This window comes from Pedobacter nutrimenti (genome assembly GCF_032678445.1).
GTDB lineage: Bacteria > Bacteroidota > Bacteroidia > Sphingobacteriales > Sphingobacteriaceae > Pedobacter > Pedobacter nutrimenti_A.
In genome coordinates this window covers 18,498-35,177 of the sequence record NZ_JAVTSQ010000013.1, presented here as the reverse complement: position 1 = coordinate 35,177, position 16,680 = coordinate 18,498, and the positions used below count along the sequence as shown (strand labels likewise).

The window sequence follows — 16,680 nt, the reverse complement described above, 5'->3', positions numbered from 1 at the left end:
CGATCGTCATTGGTAATTAGCTAAAGCGGTCGTCATGCTGAATTTATTTCAGCATGACGATTCGCATAACATGTCTTATCTATACTATCATGAATAAAAAATTAATCTTTGTCGTATTGCTATATTTCACTGTTTTCAATACCATAAAAACCTACTCACAAAGTGATAAAATGCAATGGTGGCAGGAAGCCAAATTTGGCCTCTTTCTGCACTGGGGCTTATATTCGGTTACAGCTGGCGAATGGAAAGGCCACCCCGCTATTGGGAACGAACACCTCATGTTTGGTGAGAAAATCCCGTTAAAAGAATACAGCAAAATTGCTGAAGCCTTTAACCCCACAAGCTTTAACGCCGATTTCTGGGTAAAAAGCGCGAAGGATGCAGGCATGAAATATATCGTTATTACGGCTAAGCACCACGATGGTTTTGCGATGTTCAACTCCCCCAGTGATGATTACAACATTGTAAAGACTACGCCTTATCATCACGACCCGATGAAAGATTTAGCTGCGGCTTGTAAAAAGTACGGGCTTAAAATGTGTTTTTACTATTCTTTAGGCAGAGACTGGGCAAGCCCGGAGTCTACCTGGATCAAAGAAGGCAGCAAAGCAGGCAATACCTGGGATTTCCCTGATGAACAGACCAAAGACAACAATAAATACATTGAAAACAAGGTAAAACCTCAGTTGAAGGAATTGCTCACACAATATGGTCCAATCGGTGTGATCTGGTTCGACACCCCCGAAGGCACCCCACCTGCACAAAGCGAAAGCTTGCGTAAATTAATCCTTTCCATCCAACCCAATTGCATCATCAACAGCCGTATAGGCAACGGGTTTGGCGATTATGCCGTAAGTGAGCAGAAAATTATAGCTGGAGCAGAATTGAAACCTTGGGAAAGCTGTATCACAATGAGTGGAAAATGGGGTTTCAACAAATTTGACAAAGCCTGGAAAACGCCCGAATTGCTGGTGCGTCATTTGGTAGAAATTGTTTGTAAAGGCGGTAATTTGCTTTTAAACATTGGTCCAAATAGCCTGGGTGAACTACCGGAACAAAGCCTTAAAAACCTTTCGGCCATTGGCAACTGGATGAAAATAAACAACGAAGCCATTTACGGCACCAAACCCTGGACCACAGTAAGCGAATATGCCCTGAATGTAACCGATGTGAGAGCAGATGTTATGGGTAAATCGAGTAATGATTTTACCTCGAAAAAAATTAACCCAGACCTTTATTTTAATCAGAAGGAAAATAACATTTATGTTTTTGCCAGAAGTTGGACAGCGCCTGCTATGGCATCTAAGAGTTTAGCCCAAATCAAAAATATTAAAAGCATTGCACTGCTGGGCAGTAAGGAAAAAGTAAAATGGCTGTTGCAGGCTGATAGTTTAGTCATCAGCATGCCCCAAGTCAAAACCGAAATTCCAGTATATGTGTTTAAAATAACAACTAAATAGTATTCAGTAAATTTGTATAAAAAGAGAGAGGGCGATGACACCCTCTCTCCTTTTATACAATTGATTTATTGGTAAGTAAACCAAACCGTGGCCTTACACTCCTTATCTGAGCTTGCCCTTACCCAGTGAGCGCTAAATCCTTTAGGGAATTCGTAATTAAGCGTTTGTCCGGCTTTAACAAAAAAGGTTTTATAAGTATGAAAACCGGCTAAATCGAAATCAACTTCAAGAGTAATGTTGACATCTTTATCTGTGGTGATCTCTACTTTCTTCTGATCGTAGCCGGTCATTAAATAAGGAAGTGACGGATCCTTTGCTTTTACACTGCTATTCTTCCAGACACCACCCTGACCAACAGGCTTGCCCATTTTCCACATATCATCAATCCCTCCGTACCATAAACCATTGCTCGAATTACCAAAGTAGTGGTCGTCTGGTTTGGCATTTTTACGGGTACCACTAAGCACCAGCAATCCGCGCCATGTACAAAAATCGACTATTTTTTTATGATGCGTGGTAATAGGGCGCATAGCCAAAAAGCCGGCTTCGCGACCAACTTCGTAAAAAGTGCCTTGAATGTTAAGCATAAACCGCTCTGATTCTACCTCGCGTTTGTCTCTGTATGGAAAGGTTTCATATAGCTCTGAGGTTTTAGGCAAGCGGAATGTCCCTGTTTTGTCTTTAATGATTACTGAAGCTTCGTCTATGCTATAACTCTTCTTAAGCGCAAGTAGACGCAGCATTTGGGAAGTACTATCAGCTGTATTTGTTATTGTAGTAAGTTTTTCATCAACTTCGCTATATTTCTTACTGTTGATATTGAACACCTGCAGGTTCTTATTAAAATTAGAAGGACGTATTAAACTGGCATCGAACTCACTTTTGTCTTTAATTGCAGCAAGTGTGCTAAACATTGGATCTTGCTTCTCCTGCATTTTCCCTGTAAAGTGGAAAAAAGCGGTTGCATTACAATCTGCGTCGGTCTTAAAACGCACCCATGTTGCCTGAAACTGAGCTGGAAATATAAAATACTGGTAACCGTTGGCGGCTACGTTGATGGTTTTATAATCTTCCCATTGGTTGCGTCCTGTTTTATCTATTTGAATGGTAAACGAAACAGATTTATCGGACGTCTGTGCAAGATGTAGTATTTTTTGATCGAAGCCATTCACTAAAAAAGGATCTGAAGGCACACCTGCTTTTACATCGTCCTTATCCCATGGGCCTCCCCAGCCAGTGGCACCTCCCCATGTCGTCAAATCATTCCATTGGCCAAACCAGAGATTAGATTGAGCTCTTCCGGCCATAGGATTTTCTAAAACAGTAGTCTCATCCGTAGCGATCACAATCTGGTTGTTCCAATTACAGAAATCGGGTATATAGCGCAAATGGCTGTTTATTGGTTTAATGCCACCGCTATTAACTCTGGAGAAAGTTTTTGGAAAATCATACATCATGGCATGCATATCCATTAACATTTTACCATTACCCACCTCTCTGATGCGCGGCCATTCTGTATACCATCCACCCCAATGATCGTAGGTATGCGCCGCTTTTGGCAAACGATAAGAATACCATTGACCAGCATCTAATAATTTCAAAATTACCGAACGCCTGTCCCAGCCAATACTCCAGAGCGGACTTTTGTCATCAGGTGAACCATAAATACCACCCGGACCAGTGACATCAGTAAACTGTTTGCGCTCAATGATTTTCCAGGTATTTCCATCCCAGCTTGCTAAAACGCCTTTTTCTTCAGCATTATGAGGTACATCACCAACTTTTAAAATATCTTTTGTGAGTTTAAAAATCGCATCCTCGCCATTATTGGCAACCACCAGAAGATTTTGCGCCGTATAAGCCCCTTTACCATGCCATCCAGGCACCGGTTTCTCAAAAAGTTTTTTCACGGCCAGCGAGTGTACGTTTACTTCGTACACTTTACCTTCCATATCGTAAAAATAGACCATATTGGCCGGGTCAGTTAAATGACGTGCAGTGGCTGTCATCCTGCCTGGCATTACGGAAAATGGAATTACCCTTATTTTACCCTGATCATCAATAAAATAATTACTGGTAATTAACTGTTTGGATTCTTTGTGGATCATCCGGTTTGCAGGTGTACCTCCGATACTTTCGGGATGGACTGTAACATTAAGCTGATCATCAATGCTATATAGCTTATCAGAACTTCCATTTGGCATATGTGGCGAGTAGGTTACCATCCAAAGTTTACCAGCCCAGGGTGTAATGGCACCAATGCCATTTTCACCACCATCACCGTAGCCTTTAGGTCTGGGTACACCCGGTTTTAGCCATTCTTGCTTATCCCAGCTTTCGTTAAATGTTGCCAAATGCGGATAAACACCACTTACTTGCAGCGGTCTTGTTTGAGCATAGGCCAAATGAGTTGTAAAGATGACAGAACTTAATAAAGCGCTGAATCTTAATATCGGGTTTCTTTTCATGTGTGTAGTTAAATGGCCGAAAAAAACACTTTCGGCCATTATGAATTAGTAATTTGGATTCTGTGTTAACTTAGGGTTCAGGCGCACTTCAACCGCAGGCAATGGCCATACATATTGTTTGCTTTTATCAAAATTTCGCGTAAATAGAATTTTCACATCGCTCCCAAATCCTGAATAATCTGCAATACCATCTGCATCAATTGGTGTTACACCTGGAAATGGCCATTTTGCCCTGTTCTGGTTGGCAGGATCTGGTAAGCCTATTACAGGTTTAGTCAATGCTTTTTCGGCCAGTTTCCATCTGATCAGGTCCATATAACGTAAGCCTTCAAAAGCAAATTCTACCCTTCTTTCCCGCCTTACAATTTTTTTGAGTTCAGTTAAATCAGTAGTAGTTACGGCAGGATAAGAGGCCAGCTGAGTTACAGGAACACCATAAGCCCTTGCCCGCACTTTATTCAGGGCATCTAAAACAGTTGCATCGGCCTGGCCCAATTCTACTTTTGCTTCAGCATAGGTGATCAATATTTCAGCGTAACGGATAATAATGGCATCATTATCTTCAACATGAGCATCAGACCAACTCTGTTCAATTCCTTTCTTAAAAACAAAACCTGTGAAACTGGCAAATGGCGCTACTGAACGCGTATCATTATTGTTTACTTTTCTGCCCAATTTAGAACTCCACACCTGCGTGGAATCTGGATGAGGCGTATAGTTATAACCCAACCAATAGGTATTGAAAGGGACTACGGTTGCTGCCAAACGCGGATCACGATTTGCAAAAGGATTTAACGGATTATACAAAGAAGATTCATTAATCGGTTTTCCATCTGTGCACTCAAAAGCGTCCACCAATTCTCTGGTTGGCATTGTTGCTCCAAATCCGCCCGCATTACGCGTTAAGATATCATCAGGCACAGAAGATACTTTTTGGGTCTGATCTCGTGGTATGCTTAAAATAATTTCGGTACTCTGCTCACCTGCTTTCTGAAATAATGTTGAATAAGAATTATTCAATGTATATGCTCCCGCCCCCGTTAATTCCATTACAGCCAACGACGCCGTTCTGGCAGTTTCCCAATCACTCATATACAATGCCGTTCTAGCTTTTAACCCCAAAGCGGCCCCCTTTGTTAATCTTTTAACTGCAGCACCGTAGCTTTGTGGCAAATTTTGAACAGCAAAATCGTATTCGGACTTCAAAAAATTATAAATATCTGCTTTTGTTGTCTTTCCAACATTACTTGCCTCTTCAATAGTTTGTGTTTTTAAAATTAAGGGCACATCTCCAAAATGCGTAATCAATTTAGTGTATTGAAACGCTCTGATCAATCTCATCTCGGCCTCAAGTCTGGTCATTATAGCTGCCGGCGTATTGGATGCAGCCTTATTTTTATTTTCTAAAAAGGTATTGGCACGGGCAATAGCCTTATAGCAATTCTGATAAAAAGTTTGCACGTTGCCATCCGAAGAAGACAAACTACCAGCAATTACCGGATTACCTCCTGAACCCCCGCGATAAAAACAATTATCAGAAAAGAACTCTTCCCAGGCACCTGTACTTTCCTTTACCGGTGTCCAAAAGTCCAAGCGATATAAATCGTTTACGGCAAGCTCCAGTTCGTTCTGGTTTGAATAAAAATTACTTGAGCCTGGACTCGACAAAGGATTTAAATCTAGCTTTTTACAAGAATAACTGCAGAAAGCCAATAGCAATATGGTGATAAATAATTTTTTCATTAGTATATAATTAATTTTAATGGTTATGAAGCTATCATAAGCATATTCATTGCTGTTTGTAAGCGGTATGCTTATGATGGTTTCATTTTGTTAAGTATTTGACTTTTAAAATTTAACTGCTACGCCTCCCAAAAAAGTGGTTACAATTGGATAACTTGCATTTCCAGATTCGGGATCAGCATATTTTGGAAATTTGCTGCTGGTTAAGAAATCATTGGCTGCAATATAAATCCGTACAGACTGGAGCCCTATCTTCTTTAATAGTTCTGAATTACTAAAAGTATAACCCAGTGTAGCATTCTTCAACCTGAAATATGATCCATCTATCAACCAGAAATCAGAACTGGCATAGTTGTTTGTACTGCTGGTGTTGGATAGCCTTGGATATTGTACAACCAGATTTTGATCTGCGCTATTGGTTTTGCTCCAAAAATTACCATCCAATAGTGTAGGAAAGTTACCAAATTGCTCCTGAAATGGCCTTATCACATCATTATTTAATCTGCTTAATCTTTTGCCTACTCCTTGAAAAACCACACTAAAATCGAATCCTTTATAGCCAACATTGATGTTACCTCCGTATTGGTACCTTGGTAAAGAACCACCAAGTAAAACACGGTCATTGGCGTTGATAATTCCGTTCTTATCCACATCAACATAACCAATATCACCAGCCGTAACAGCAGAACTTGTTTTGGCTACGCCACTTGCAGCTGCAGTGGTTTGATAGATACCCGTCGATAAATAACCATACCACTCATTAAACTGGCTACCTTCCATATTGACCTGCTGACCATTGATCTCCTGACGGGTACTGTTCATGTTTTTGATCTCACTTTTAGCATCAGCAATATTAAAACCGGCACTATAAGTAAATTCTCCAATTTTATCTTTCCAGTTTATGCCGAGTTCCCAGCCGTAAACATTTAAAACCCCCGCATTTTGAATTGGCCTGTCATAGCCAAGGTTATAGGGTATATCCAATGAAAGCAAAATATCTCTGGTGCTTTTTTTATAGTAATCTGCAGTAACACTTAACCGATTAGTTAAAAAGGCGGCATCAATACCTATATCAGATGATTTGGTTGTTTCCCATTTGATATCATTGATCGCATAGATAGTTTGTGCAGCAGTAGTTAAGGGTACCAATACCCCATTTTGATAAAACAGAGCAGTATTAGAAAGATCAATTAGCGCTTGCGATGGATAGTAGTTTTGCTGATAATCTCTATCCTGGGCCGGATTAAAACTACGCGCACTTTCTTTATATGGATTAATAATCCGTTGATTACCTACACTTCCATAAGAGCCCCTTAATTTAAGGTAGCTAATCCATTTAACACTTTTCATAAAGTTCTCTTCAGAAATGTTCCATCCCGCAGAAAAAGAGGGAAAGGTAGCACCACGAAATCCCGGTGCAAACCTTGATGACTGATCGTAACGCAAATTGGCCTGTAAATAATATTTACCCATATAATCGTAGGTTAACCTCCCAAAAAGAGAATGAAGGCTCTCCTGATTTGCATCACTGGAATTATCTCTTAAGAGCTGCGAGCCGACACTTAAATATGGGTAATCGGTTAAAGCGAAGCCATCTCTACCTGCGCCCAGTGTTTCGTAATTAAAATAGATACTCTCGAAACCCGCCAAAGCACTAAAATTGTGTTTATCATTAAAACTTTTAGTGTAATTGGCCAGAAACTGACTATTTAACTGATAAGTTTCAGTCCGTACTTCTCTTAAGGTTGTTAATGCAGTGTTACTGGAAGAACTCGCTGAACCATCTGCATTCGTGTAGGTGATTTTCTTCGAAAATGCCTTGCTCTTATCAAAATCGAATGTTGGCGCAACTTGTGCGGTTAAGGTTAAATCCTTTAGAGGTTTAAAATTTAATGCCAACCTACCCTGTAACTGGTTTAACCCTGCAGTATAAGTACCACCTTCATTTAATTGAGCCAATGGATTACGTCCATCTTTTGCAATGGCATATGCACCATTGGTATAGGTAGCAGCATAGATTGATGGCATTAGTCTAGCCTCATAAATAGCACTTTGCCCGCTAAATGGATTGTCTACCGGTCTTAATCCATCAATCCTTCTATAAGCTAAATCGACATTTGCATTGAACTTATCGCTTAATTTTATATCGTTGTTTACCCTAAACTGGTAACGCTCATAATCGTAGTTATTATAAAAAGCACCTATTTTCTGATAGCCAAATGAAGCTTTTGTTTTTAATTTATCTGTACCAGAGGTAAAGCTTAAATTATGTTCCTGCCGAGGGGCATACTCCCTGGTTAAGATCAGGCTTTGCCAATCGGTATTTCCAAATGGAAACAGGTCAGGAGTTGCGGCTCTGTGCGCATTGAAGTTTACGATATAATCATTTGCGTAAGGTCCGGTTGCCGCCCCATCGTTAGTAGCCTGCTCATTAAAATATTTCATATAAGTAGGCGAGTTAACGTAGGTTGGTAAAGCTGTAGGTTTTTGCAGGGCATAGTCAAAAGTATAGTCTAAATTCGAAGCTCCGCTTTTGCCTCTTTTAGTGGTAATCAAAATCACACCCGCAGCACCCCTCGATCCATAAATAGAAGCAGATGCGGCATCTTTCAATACCGTAAGCGTTTGTATATCATTTGGATTAACCAAATCCATACTGCTTACCGGGATACCATCTACCACCACCAATGGCGAATTGGTATTTAATGAAGTAACTCCCCTGATCTGAACAGTGGCTCCGGCACCTGGTGCCGAACTGCTACGGGTAACGGAAACCCCTGGAATTGCCCCTTGCAAAGCTTCTGAAACTTGTACAGTTGCCCGGCCTACAATATCTTCAGCGCTTATTGTAGAAATGGCTCCTGTTAAATCTTTTTTCTTTTGTGTACCATACCCGACGACAACCACATCCCGCAAGTTTTGACTTGCATCACTTAGGGCAATCTGTAAAAGTTTACCCGTAAGTTCTACCAATTGTTCCTGATAGCCAATAAATGTAACCCTTACATTTTTCGTTTCCTGCGGAACACTAAAGTTAAATTCTCCGTTGTCATTCGTCGTTGTCCCTATTTTAGTTCCCGGAACAATAATACTCACACCCCGGATTGGCATTTTTGTACCTGCATCGACAACTTTGCCTGATACATTTCTGGTTTGTGCCAGTGCCACGTACTGGAGTCCCAGAAACATGACAATAAGAAGTAATTTTCTTTTCATTTATATTCGGTTTGGTTTATCTAAATTTAGACACAGGATAAGGGACTAGACTTACAATGCCTTAGTCAAAGCCTTAGTCAATATTTTAAACAACCCAAACCACTAATCAACAGACCGTTAGCCACAAATGGAAACACATTCTGAACAGGTTGAAAATTCAATATTCTTTAAACAGCTGGATATTTGCTGCCAAAAAATAGCTGAACAGGTTACTGAAAAACCAGTGGCAGAATGGACCAATAGCGATTACGTAAAACTGAGTGCCTTACTGTCCCGAAAAACTAAAGTCCATTTAAGTGAAAGCACCTTAAAAAGAATATTCGGGAAATCAAAAACTTCAGCACGTTATTACCCGCAAAAGGCAACTCGGGATGCGCTTGCACAGTTTATTGGTTGCAGGGATTGGTATGAGTTTGAATTAAAAACCCCCATAACAGATGGCCCAAACTTATCAAAACCCGATCCCGTTGTAAGTGTTGCTCCAGCTGTAAAAAAAGACAGGTCATTAAAAAAAACAGTCTTGCTATCTATACTTTTAGTTTGCATTGTCGTTACTGCCATCTTGCTGATAAGGTTTCCTCATTCTACGGAACAGTCTGCTGAAAATGTGCATTTATACTGCTTAAATCCTGAAGGCCAGACTCCTCACTCAGCTATATTTAAATTAAATGTAAAAGGTGAATTACCCGATTCCATGTCAAACTTTGAAATTGATTTCGGCGACGGCAGGCTAAAGAGATCCAATTTCAGGGATAGCCTGGTTAACCATTATTACGAAGTTCCGGGAAGGTATTATCCAAAGTTGTATTATAAAAATAAAGTAATTGATACCGGTTATGTCTATCTTCAAACAAAAGGCTGGAGCGTTACAGGGTCCATGCAATATGATACCACACGGGTATACCCTATTTCAAATACAGGAACTACAATCGAAGAAATTCCAAAAATATCTGAAGACGAGATTATTAACGCGGGTATTGATAACAAAAAAACTTTTTTTATTGCATTTACCAATATCAAACCGACCAATCTCAGCGGAGATAATTTTGAACTTTCAACTCACCTTACAACTTCTAAAAACAGAGCTGGGGTGAGGTGTTCACAAGCTGATGTTACCGTGTTTGGCGAAACTGATTACCATTCTTTTGACATCATGAAACTGGAATGTGCGGCATTTACATCTTATAAATTTTCAGAAAATTATAAAGAAGGCAAAAAAAATGATTTAAGGGAACTTGGTCACGATTTAAGTAATGGAGGAGATGTAAAACTTCGGGTAGAAAATCAGCAGATCAATTTATATGTTGGCTCCAAAAATGTACTTACAAAACCTTACAAAAAGCCTATTGGTAAGATCATGGGGGTTAAAATATCGTTTTCAGGAATAGGTCGTTTTGACAACTTCCAATTATCAGACCTGAAAACGAAGGAAAAATTCTAACAATTTTAACACCCTATCCAAGCTCGCACCCACTCCGGTCTCCTCCCCCTCTGCAATTGCTACCGAAAATTCTCGTACGCTGCGGAAAGACCTCAGAGATCTGCGGGCTTCTTCAGCCCGCCTGATATCGTTAGTCTTGAAGCAGCTGTACAGAATTTTCGACTATAAATGCTCTACCCTACCCCCATAGCAATTTATAACGGCGCCCCTGTTCCCGGCAAAGCAAAATATACGGCATCTGCCCTGGCATAAGTACCTGCTGTATTATAGTAAGTCCGTACATACCCGTTTGTTCCGGCCATAAAATTATACGTACCTAAGAAAACCCAACCGGACGTACCCGCTGTGAAGTCGACGTACTTAGTGGTAACTATACCCGAATGCGTAATATTTACTTTTGACTGCGGATCAGAGTTTGCATTAACTATCTTATAAAGATAAACATCATAATTCCCATCAGAAGGGATATTTGGATTCCATTGAGCATATTGCCCACTTACACCCGCATATCTGCTGGCAGAGTGCTGGTACCCCAAAAGACTGCTGTTACTCCAGGTGCCAGCTTCGCTATAACCAGCCCCCATATCACTGATCAAAATACCTGAATCGTCCGGTAAGGCAAAACGTTTATCATACATTTCAACCTTATCTACTTTAAGCGATTGCCCATCTGGCCCGGTGGTGCTAAATCCGATTACGGCCTGGTTAGAACTGACCACAATGTTATCTAGTGTCACTTTGGTCCATTCAGCAGCAACAGGTATATCAACAGATCGATTTGTACCGCCTATATTTGTGGCCTCCATTTTTGCACTGGTCATCCCGGAAGTTTTCTTCACCCAGGCAGTTAACCGATACGTCCCATTGGGGATATAGTTCAGCAAATGTTTAGAAGTGGTACCGTTTGTTCCCGTTTTACCATCTTGTTGCAAATAACCTTTACCATCGTAGGCCGTGCCGTCAAAAACCACACGTACACCATCTGTTGTACTGTTGTTATAAATACCATCATATACCACCCAACTCACTACCTGTTCAGAAGATACACCACCAACCTCAAAACTATTGTTTCCAATGATATTGGTTAAGATCGGCTTATTGTAATAGCGGAAATAATCTACTTTCATGCTTGCTCCGGGCTCAGGATTACCTCCTGTAGACCATTTTGTATTTGCCAGTGCAGATAACCAGACTTCCATTGGCGAGTAGGCTATTGTCTGGTAATTGTAGCGGAAACGCTCCACCCCGTTAATATAATAAATTACTGTATTGGGCAGCCATTCAAAAGCTACATCAATCCACTGGTCTAAATCCATATAGCTTTCACTAAACCTGTTGAATGCGGCCGATGTCGATTCTGCCGGACAATCACAAGCGGGCCTGTTTAACCAGAAATTGGTTTTGCCGTAGTTCATGTAAGAATCTAATTCAATCCCATCAATTTCGATCAGTTTGTTATCCGTAGGGACCAGATCATTTTTTGCAGCCTCTTTATATTCTGTACCGGTTGTCTCTCCTGTTGTGATGCCCATACCATGGGTCCAGAAAGATTCATGTAAACCATTAGCGCCTTTATAGAATTTAATACGGGCTTCATAGTATCCGTAACCGAAAGTTTTTTTACTGATAACGCCACCTCCGCTAATATCATTGTTACCATCATTATCCCAATCCACATCATCACGGTAAGCTATATTCAAATAACCGATGCTATCTTGCGTAACCAGCGACACATTCTCCCGCTTGTTAAAGCCTCCCGTATACTTACCTGTTTCGCGGTAATACCAAGCATTAGGGTCTACTACAGAATTGTTGAAATTTTCCTCGTAGGCTAAGACATATCCGGAAGGTGCCGGGGTGCTTACGCTCATCTTTTTGTTCAGCTTATATGTCCCAGCCGTTTCCTGTTCCGTATGAGGGATGTTTTTTTTACAGGATACGGCGAACAAGGCCATCAACGCGAGGCATTGCAATAAATAATCGTTCTGTTTCATGTTTATATTTTGGTTAAACTTTTGCTAACTATTGTGATACCGGAGGCGAACCGCCGGATAAGGTAACCGCAACCGCATCGGCGATTACTTTTTTGCCTTTAGCACTGGCGTAATTGCGGATATAATTCGTTGCCTCCGCCCCAAATTTATAGTTACCCAAAAACACCCATCCAGGCTCAGCTGCAGAGTAATTTAGATATTTAACAGCTGTACCACCGTCGTATTTGATCTCAATTTTGGCATGATCATCCGCATCTTTCGAAATGGCTCTGTAGATGTATACATCGTAATTTCCTTTGGGCTGTACAGGGAGTTTCCATTGTGCAAAAAGCCCCTCGCTACCATCAGACATACGCACCGAGCTATTGTTGTAACCTTTAACTGCATTGCCCCAGATACCGCCTTCATGCGGGCTAAAATTAAAGCTGCCCTTAAACGGGCCTGATTCACTATAGCCATGTTCCAGTTCATTCACTATTACAGGCCATTTTTTTGTTGGGTTATCTACTGCTTTATCAAATAACTCTACCTTATCCAATTTGAGCCATTCGCCATCCGCACCTGTGGTATTAAATTCGACAGTGGCCGTATTTGACTTAATTACGATATTGTCAAGGGTTATTTTGGTCCAATTATTGGTTGGAGGGATACTTAGATCAAATGATTTAGCGCCCGGTTGCAAAACACTCATGGTTGCCTTTTTCATTCCCTCCGACCTTTTAACCCACGCAGTTAATGTATAGGTACCGTTAGGGATATAATTCAATTCATATCTGGAAGCGATAAAAGGCACATCAGATCTGCCATCCTGTTGCAGATAGCCTTTTCCGTCATAAGCTGTTCCATCGTACACCACCCGGCAGCCATCGGTCTTTTCATTATTGTAAATTCCATCGTAAATTATCCAGTTCCTCACACTTTCAGTTGCTCTACCATCAAACTCAAAACTATAATTACCAATTAGGTTAGCATATAGAGGTTTATGGTAGTATCTAAAATAATCTACTTTCATGCTCGCTCCGGGCAATGGTTCCCCTTTAAACCAGATGTTATTGGCAAGTGCTGTCAGCCAGACTTCCATCGCGGCGTAGGAGGGGGTGGTAAAACTGTACCTGTAGCGCTCTACACCATTAATATAATACTTTACCATGCCTGGCAACCATTCAAAACCAACATTGATCCACCCATCTAAATCCATATATGCAGGGTCGAATCTGTTAAATGCTGCTGCTGTTGATTCCGGGATGCAATCACAGGCTTTTTTATTAAACCAATAATTGGTTTTGCCGTAGTTCATGTACGAGTCCAGCTCGATGCCATCAATTTCAATTGCCACATTGTCGGTTGGTCTCAAATCTCGTTTTGCTGCTTCACTATAGGCTGTATCTCCTGTTTCGTTTACATCAATTCCAAGCCCATGGTTCCAAAAAGACTGGTGTAAACCTTTGGATCCTTTGTAAAATTTTATTCTCGCTTCGTAGTATCCATAGCCAAAAGTTTTAGTGGAAATTACCCCTCCTCCACTTAAATCAGATACGCCGTCTTTATTGTAATCCGTATCTTTTTTATAAGCTATATCAAGATAACCTACACCATCTTTGGTGATGACAGAGACATTTTCCTTTCGATTAAACCCACCGGCAAACAATTGGCTGTTGTGCCGATAGAACCACTCAGACTGGCTTAAAGCATTCCCGTTAAACTCTTCTTCGTAGGCCAACTGATATCCGGCAAGCGCACCAGACAGCGACTTACTTTTATTAACCGTTTTTTTTACCGTTTCTTGAGCAAATACCTGTCCAACAGGCAACAACATCATCAACATACCCACTGATAACAACAGGGGGCCAATTCTAAATCTATACATATTCGTTTTGTTATATTTGTTTTTTTATCCTTATTCATTCCTGGAGGCCATTGCTATTAATAAACCTTCTCCTGCACCTTGCAGAAATGATCTGAATTCGCTTCAGTTCAGGCAATAGTATTTACCTGCGCGTATAAATGATATACGGCATGAGGTGATAACCCAGGAACATGTTATACTATACTTTTCTTAAATTTTGATCTAATTGATATTTCTGATCTTTGACGGCACTAAATTTAACGGTCTTATCTCCATACCTAACTTTACAACTTCCCCCATTTTTAGAACGAATGTTAACCCTTGTCAGCTCGCTGTTTTTCCAGAACAGATCAACCACAAAACCGCCACGGCCAACCAGACCACGGATACTCCCATCTTTCCACTGCGCGGGCAATGCCGGCAATAAAAGAATCTCTTCATTTTGGCTCTGCATCAGCATTTCGGCAATTCCTGCAGTGTTACCAAAATTGCCGTCAATCTGAAAAGGTGGGTGGTTATTGAACAGATTCGGTAGCGTACTTTCATTAAATGTTTCCATTAACATTTTATAGGCGTGGTTGCCTTCTTTCAACCTGGCCCAAAAACAGATTTTCCATGCCTTACTCCAACCTGTTCCTCCATCACCCCTAACCGTCAGGGTCTTTTTAGCGGCTGCTGCCAGGGCTGGCGTGGCCTCCAACGAAATCTGATTACTTGGAAATAATCCATACAAATGTGAAATATGCCTATGTTGCGGCTCAGTTTCCTCATATTCTTCTATCCATTCCAGCAATTGGCCTTTTGACCCCACCCGCATAGGTGCAAGCTTTGAACGTTTCTCTATCAGCTGTTCACTAAAGTCTTTATCCAGGTGCAATACGCTGGCAGCTTTAGCACTGATCGTAAATATGTCATAAACAATCTGGGTACTCATCGTAGTCCCCATATCAACACTATACTCCTTACCATCCGGTCCTTTAAACTTATTTTCCGGTGAAGTTGACGGTCCCGATACCAACCATCCGTTTCTCGGGTCTTTAACTAAAAACTGATCATAAAACGATGCAGATTCCTTTATCAATGGGTAATATTTTTTCAAAAATTCCCGATCACCTGTATACAGATAATGTTCCCATAAATGGGTGCATAGCCATGCAGCACCGTCCTGAAACAGTAAACCAGCACTTCCCCTGAGTTCATTGACGCCCCAGGGTGTGCTTCGGGTAGACAACTCCCAACCAGGCATGCCATAGCGTTCTCTGGCCGACTTTTTCCCTGCCGGGTACATGCGCTCGATCTGCCTGAACATTGGTTGGGTAAGCTCAGACAAATTAGTCACTTCTGCAGGCCAGTAATTCATTTGAAAATTAATATTAACAGTAAAATCAGAAAACCAGGCTGGCTTAAAATCTTTGTTCCAGATGCCCTGCAGATTGGCCGGCAGGCCACCTGGACGGGAGCTGGAAATCAGCAGGTAACGCCCATACTGAAAAAACAGGGCACAAAGCTCATTATCATTACTTTCCTTTGCCTTTTTAAGCCGCTCATTGGTCGGGAGGTTGTTATTGATTGATGAACCCAGATCAATGGCTACCCGATCGAAGTAGTACCGATAATCTTTAATATGAGCTGCAAGAATTTGCTGATAATTCTTTTTAGCAGCTGCCGTTATGGTTTGCTGGCATTTTAGTTCAGGTTTTTCAGCCCAAAAATTAGTGGAGGCGGTCAGCAGAATCAGGACTTCGTCTGCCCCTGTAACGCTGAGCTTGTCTCCGGTATAATTAACAGCGCCGTTAACTGGGATGATTTTTAATTGACTATAAAAAGTTGATCCTCCAAAATCATTTGTTCCGGTAATCAGCAGTCCGTCTTTACCTTTTGACACTGTAGTTGCTCCCCGTTCACGGTTTAGTTTCAGGTCAAAGCTTATCTTTGCTTTTTCACTGCAGGTCAGTTTTAAAACCATAATATGATCAGGTGCACTGATAAAAGCTTCTCGTTTAAAACGAACCTTGTCTGCGGTAAATTCGACCGTACTGGTTGCATTGTTCAGGTCCAATGTTCTCCGGTAATTACTTACCGTACCGGAAATATTCTTAAAATCAATATACAGATCCCCAAGGGGCTGATAGGCACCATAGCGGGGATCGTTTACGGTGGTGCAATATTTAGTGACCAACTCTTCAGCCTTGCTGTAGTTCCTGTCAAATAACAACTGCCGGATCTCCTTGATTTTCCCGGGCATATCTTTATTTTCATTGAAGTGATATTGACCGGACCAGACACTGGATTCATTCAGATAGATATGTTCACTTTGAATTCCTCCGGAAACCATAGCGCCGATGCTACCGTTGCCTAAAGGTAAAGCTTCGCCCCAGGACTGCGCAGGTTCACTATACCATAATGTCATGGCTGCCCTTTTAACCATCTGACTTTTTAAATTGCCTGGATTGACCACCAACACTATAAAAAACAGAAAATAAATATGTTTTAGTACTCGCATAATTTGATG

The 16,680-nt window shown here is 41.1% G+C and carries 8 protein-coding genes; 2 read left to right on the top strand and 6 right to left on the bottom strand.

Annotated features, from left to right (window positions below):
- Positions 1–89 precede the first annotated feature (89 nt).
- Positions 90–1,460 (top strand): alpha-L-fucosidase, encoded by a 1,371-nt coding sequence (locus R2S08_RS22705; RefSeq protein ID WP_316837292.1) that lies wholly within the window; start codon positions 90–92, stop codon positions 1,458–1,460.
- Between the two features lie 65 nt (positions 1,461–1,525).
- On the opposite strand, the gene R2S08_RS22700 is transcribed toward R2S08_RS22705, so the two are convergent.
- The 3 genes from R2S08_RS22700 to R2S08_RS22690 form a co-directional block, all read right to left on the bottom strand.
- A complete protein-coding gene (locus tag R2S08_RS22700; protein WP_316837291.1) occupies positions 1,526–3,928 on the bottom strand; it encodes a hypothetical protein in 2,403 nt (800 codons plus the stop codon).
- A 45-nt stretch (positions 3,929–3,973) separates the two neighbouring features.
- Entirely contained in the window at positions 3,974–5,671 is a 1,698-nt protein-coding gene (locus R2S08_RS22695) for a RagB/SusD family nutrient uptake outer membrane protein (protein ID WP_316837290.1), read from the bottom strand.
- Positions 5,672–5,776: 105 nt separating this feature from the next.
- Entirely contained in the window at positions 5,777–8,887 is a 3,111-nt protein-coding gene (locus tag R2S08_RS22690; protein WP_316837289.1) for a TonB-dependent receptor, read from the bottom strand.
- A gap of 127 nt (positions 8,888–9,014) precedes the next feature.
- Between R2S08_RS22690 and R2S08_RS22685 the strand changes: the two genes are divergently transcribed.
- On the top strand, positions 9,015–10,328 hold the full coding sequence (locus R2S08_RS22685; RefSeq protein ID WP_316837288.1) for a hypothetical protein: 1,314 nt from the start codon (positions 9,015–9,017) through the stop codon (positions 10,326–10,328).
- Positions 10,329–10,522: 194 nt separating this feature from the next.
- On the opposite strand, the gene R2S08_RS22680 is transcribed toward R2S08_RS22685, so the two are convergent.
- The 3 genes from R2S08_RS22680 to R2S08_RS22670 all read right to left on the bottom strand — a co-directional run bounded on the left by R2S08_RS22680 (position 10,523) and on the right by R2S08_RS22670 (position 16,671).
- On the bottom strand, positions 10,523–12,322 hold the full coding sequence (locus R2S08_RS22680) for a hypothetical protein (RefSeq protein ID WP_316837287.1): 1,800 nt from the start codon (positions 12,320–12,322) through the stop codon (positions 10,523–10,525).
- Between the two features lie 28 nt (positions 12,323–12,350).
- A complete protein-coding gene (locus R2S08_RS22675) occupies positions 12,351–14,189 on the bottom strand; it encodes a hypothetical protein (protein ID WP_316837286.1) in 1,839 nt (612 codons plus the stop codon).
- A 178-nt stretch (positions 14,190–14,367) separates the two neighbouring features.
- Positions 14,368–16,671 carry a glycoside hydrolase family 95 protein gene (locus tag R2S08_RS22670; protein WP_316837285.1) on the bottom strand — a complete coding sequence of 768 codons (2,304 nt, stop codon included), beginning with the start codon at positions 16,669–16,671 and terminating at the stop codon, positions 14,368–14,370.
- Positions 16,672–16,680 lie beyond the last annotated feature (9 nt).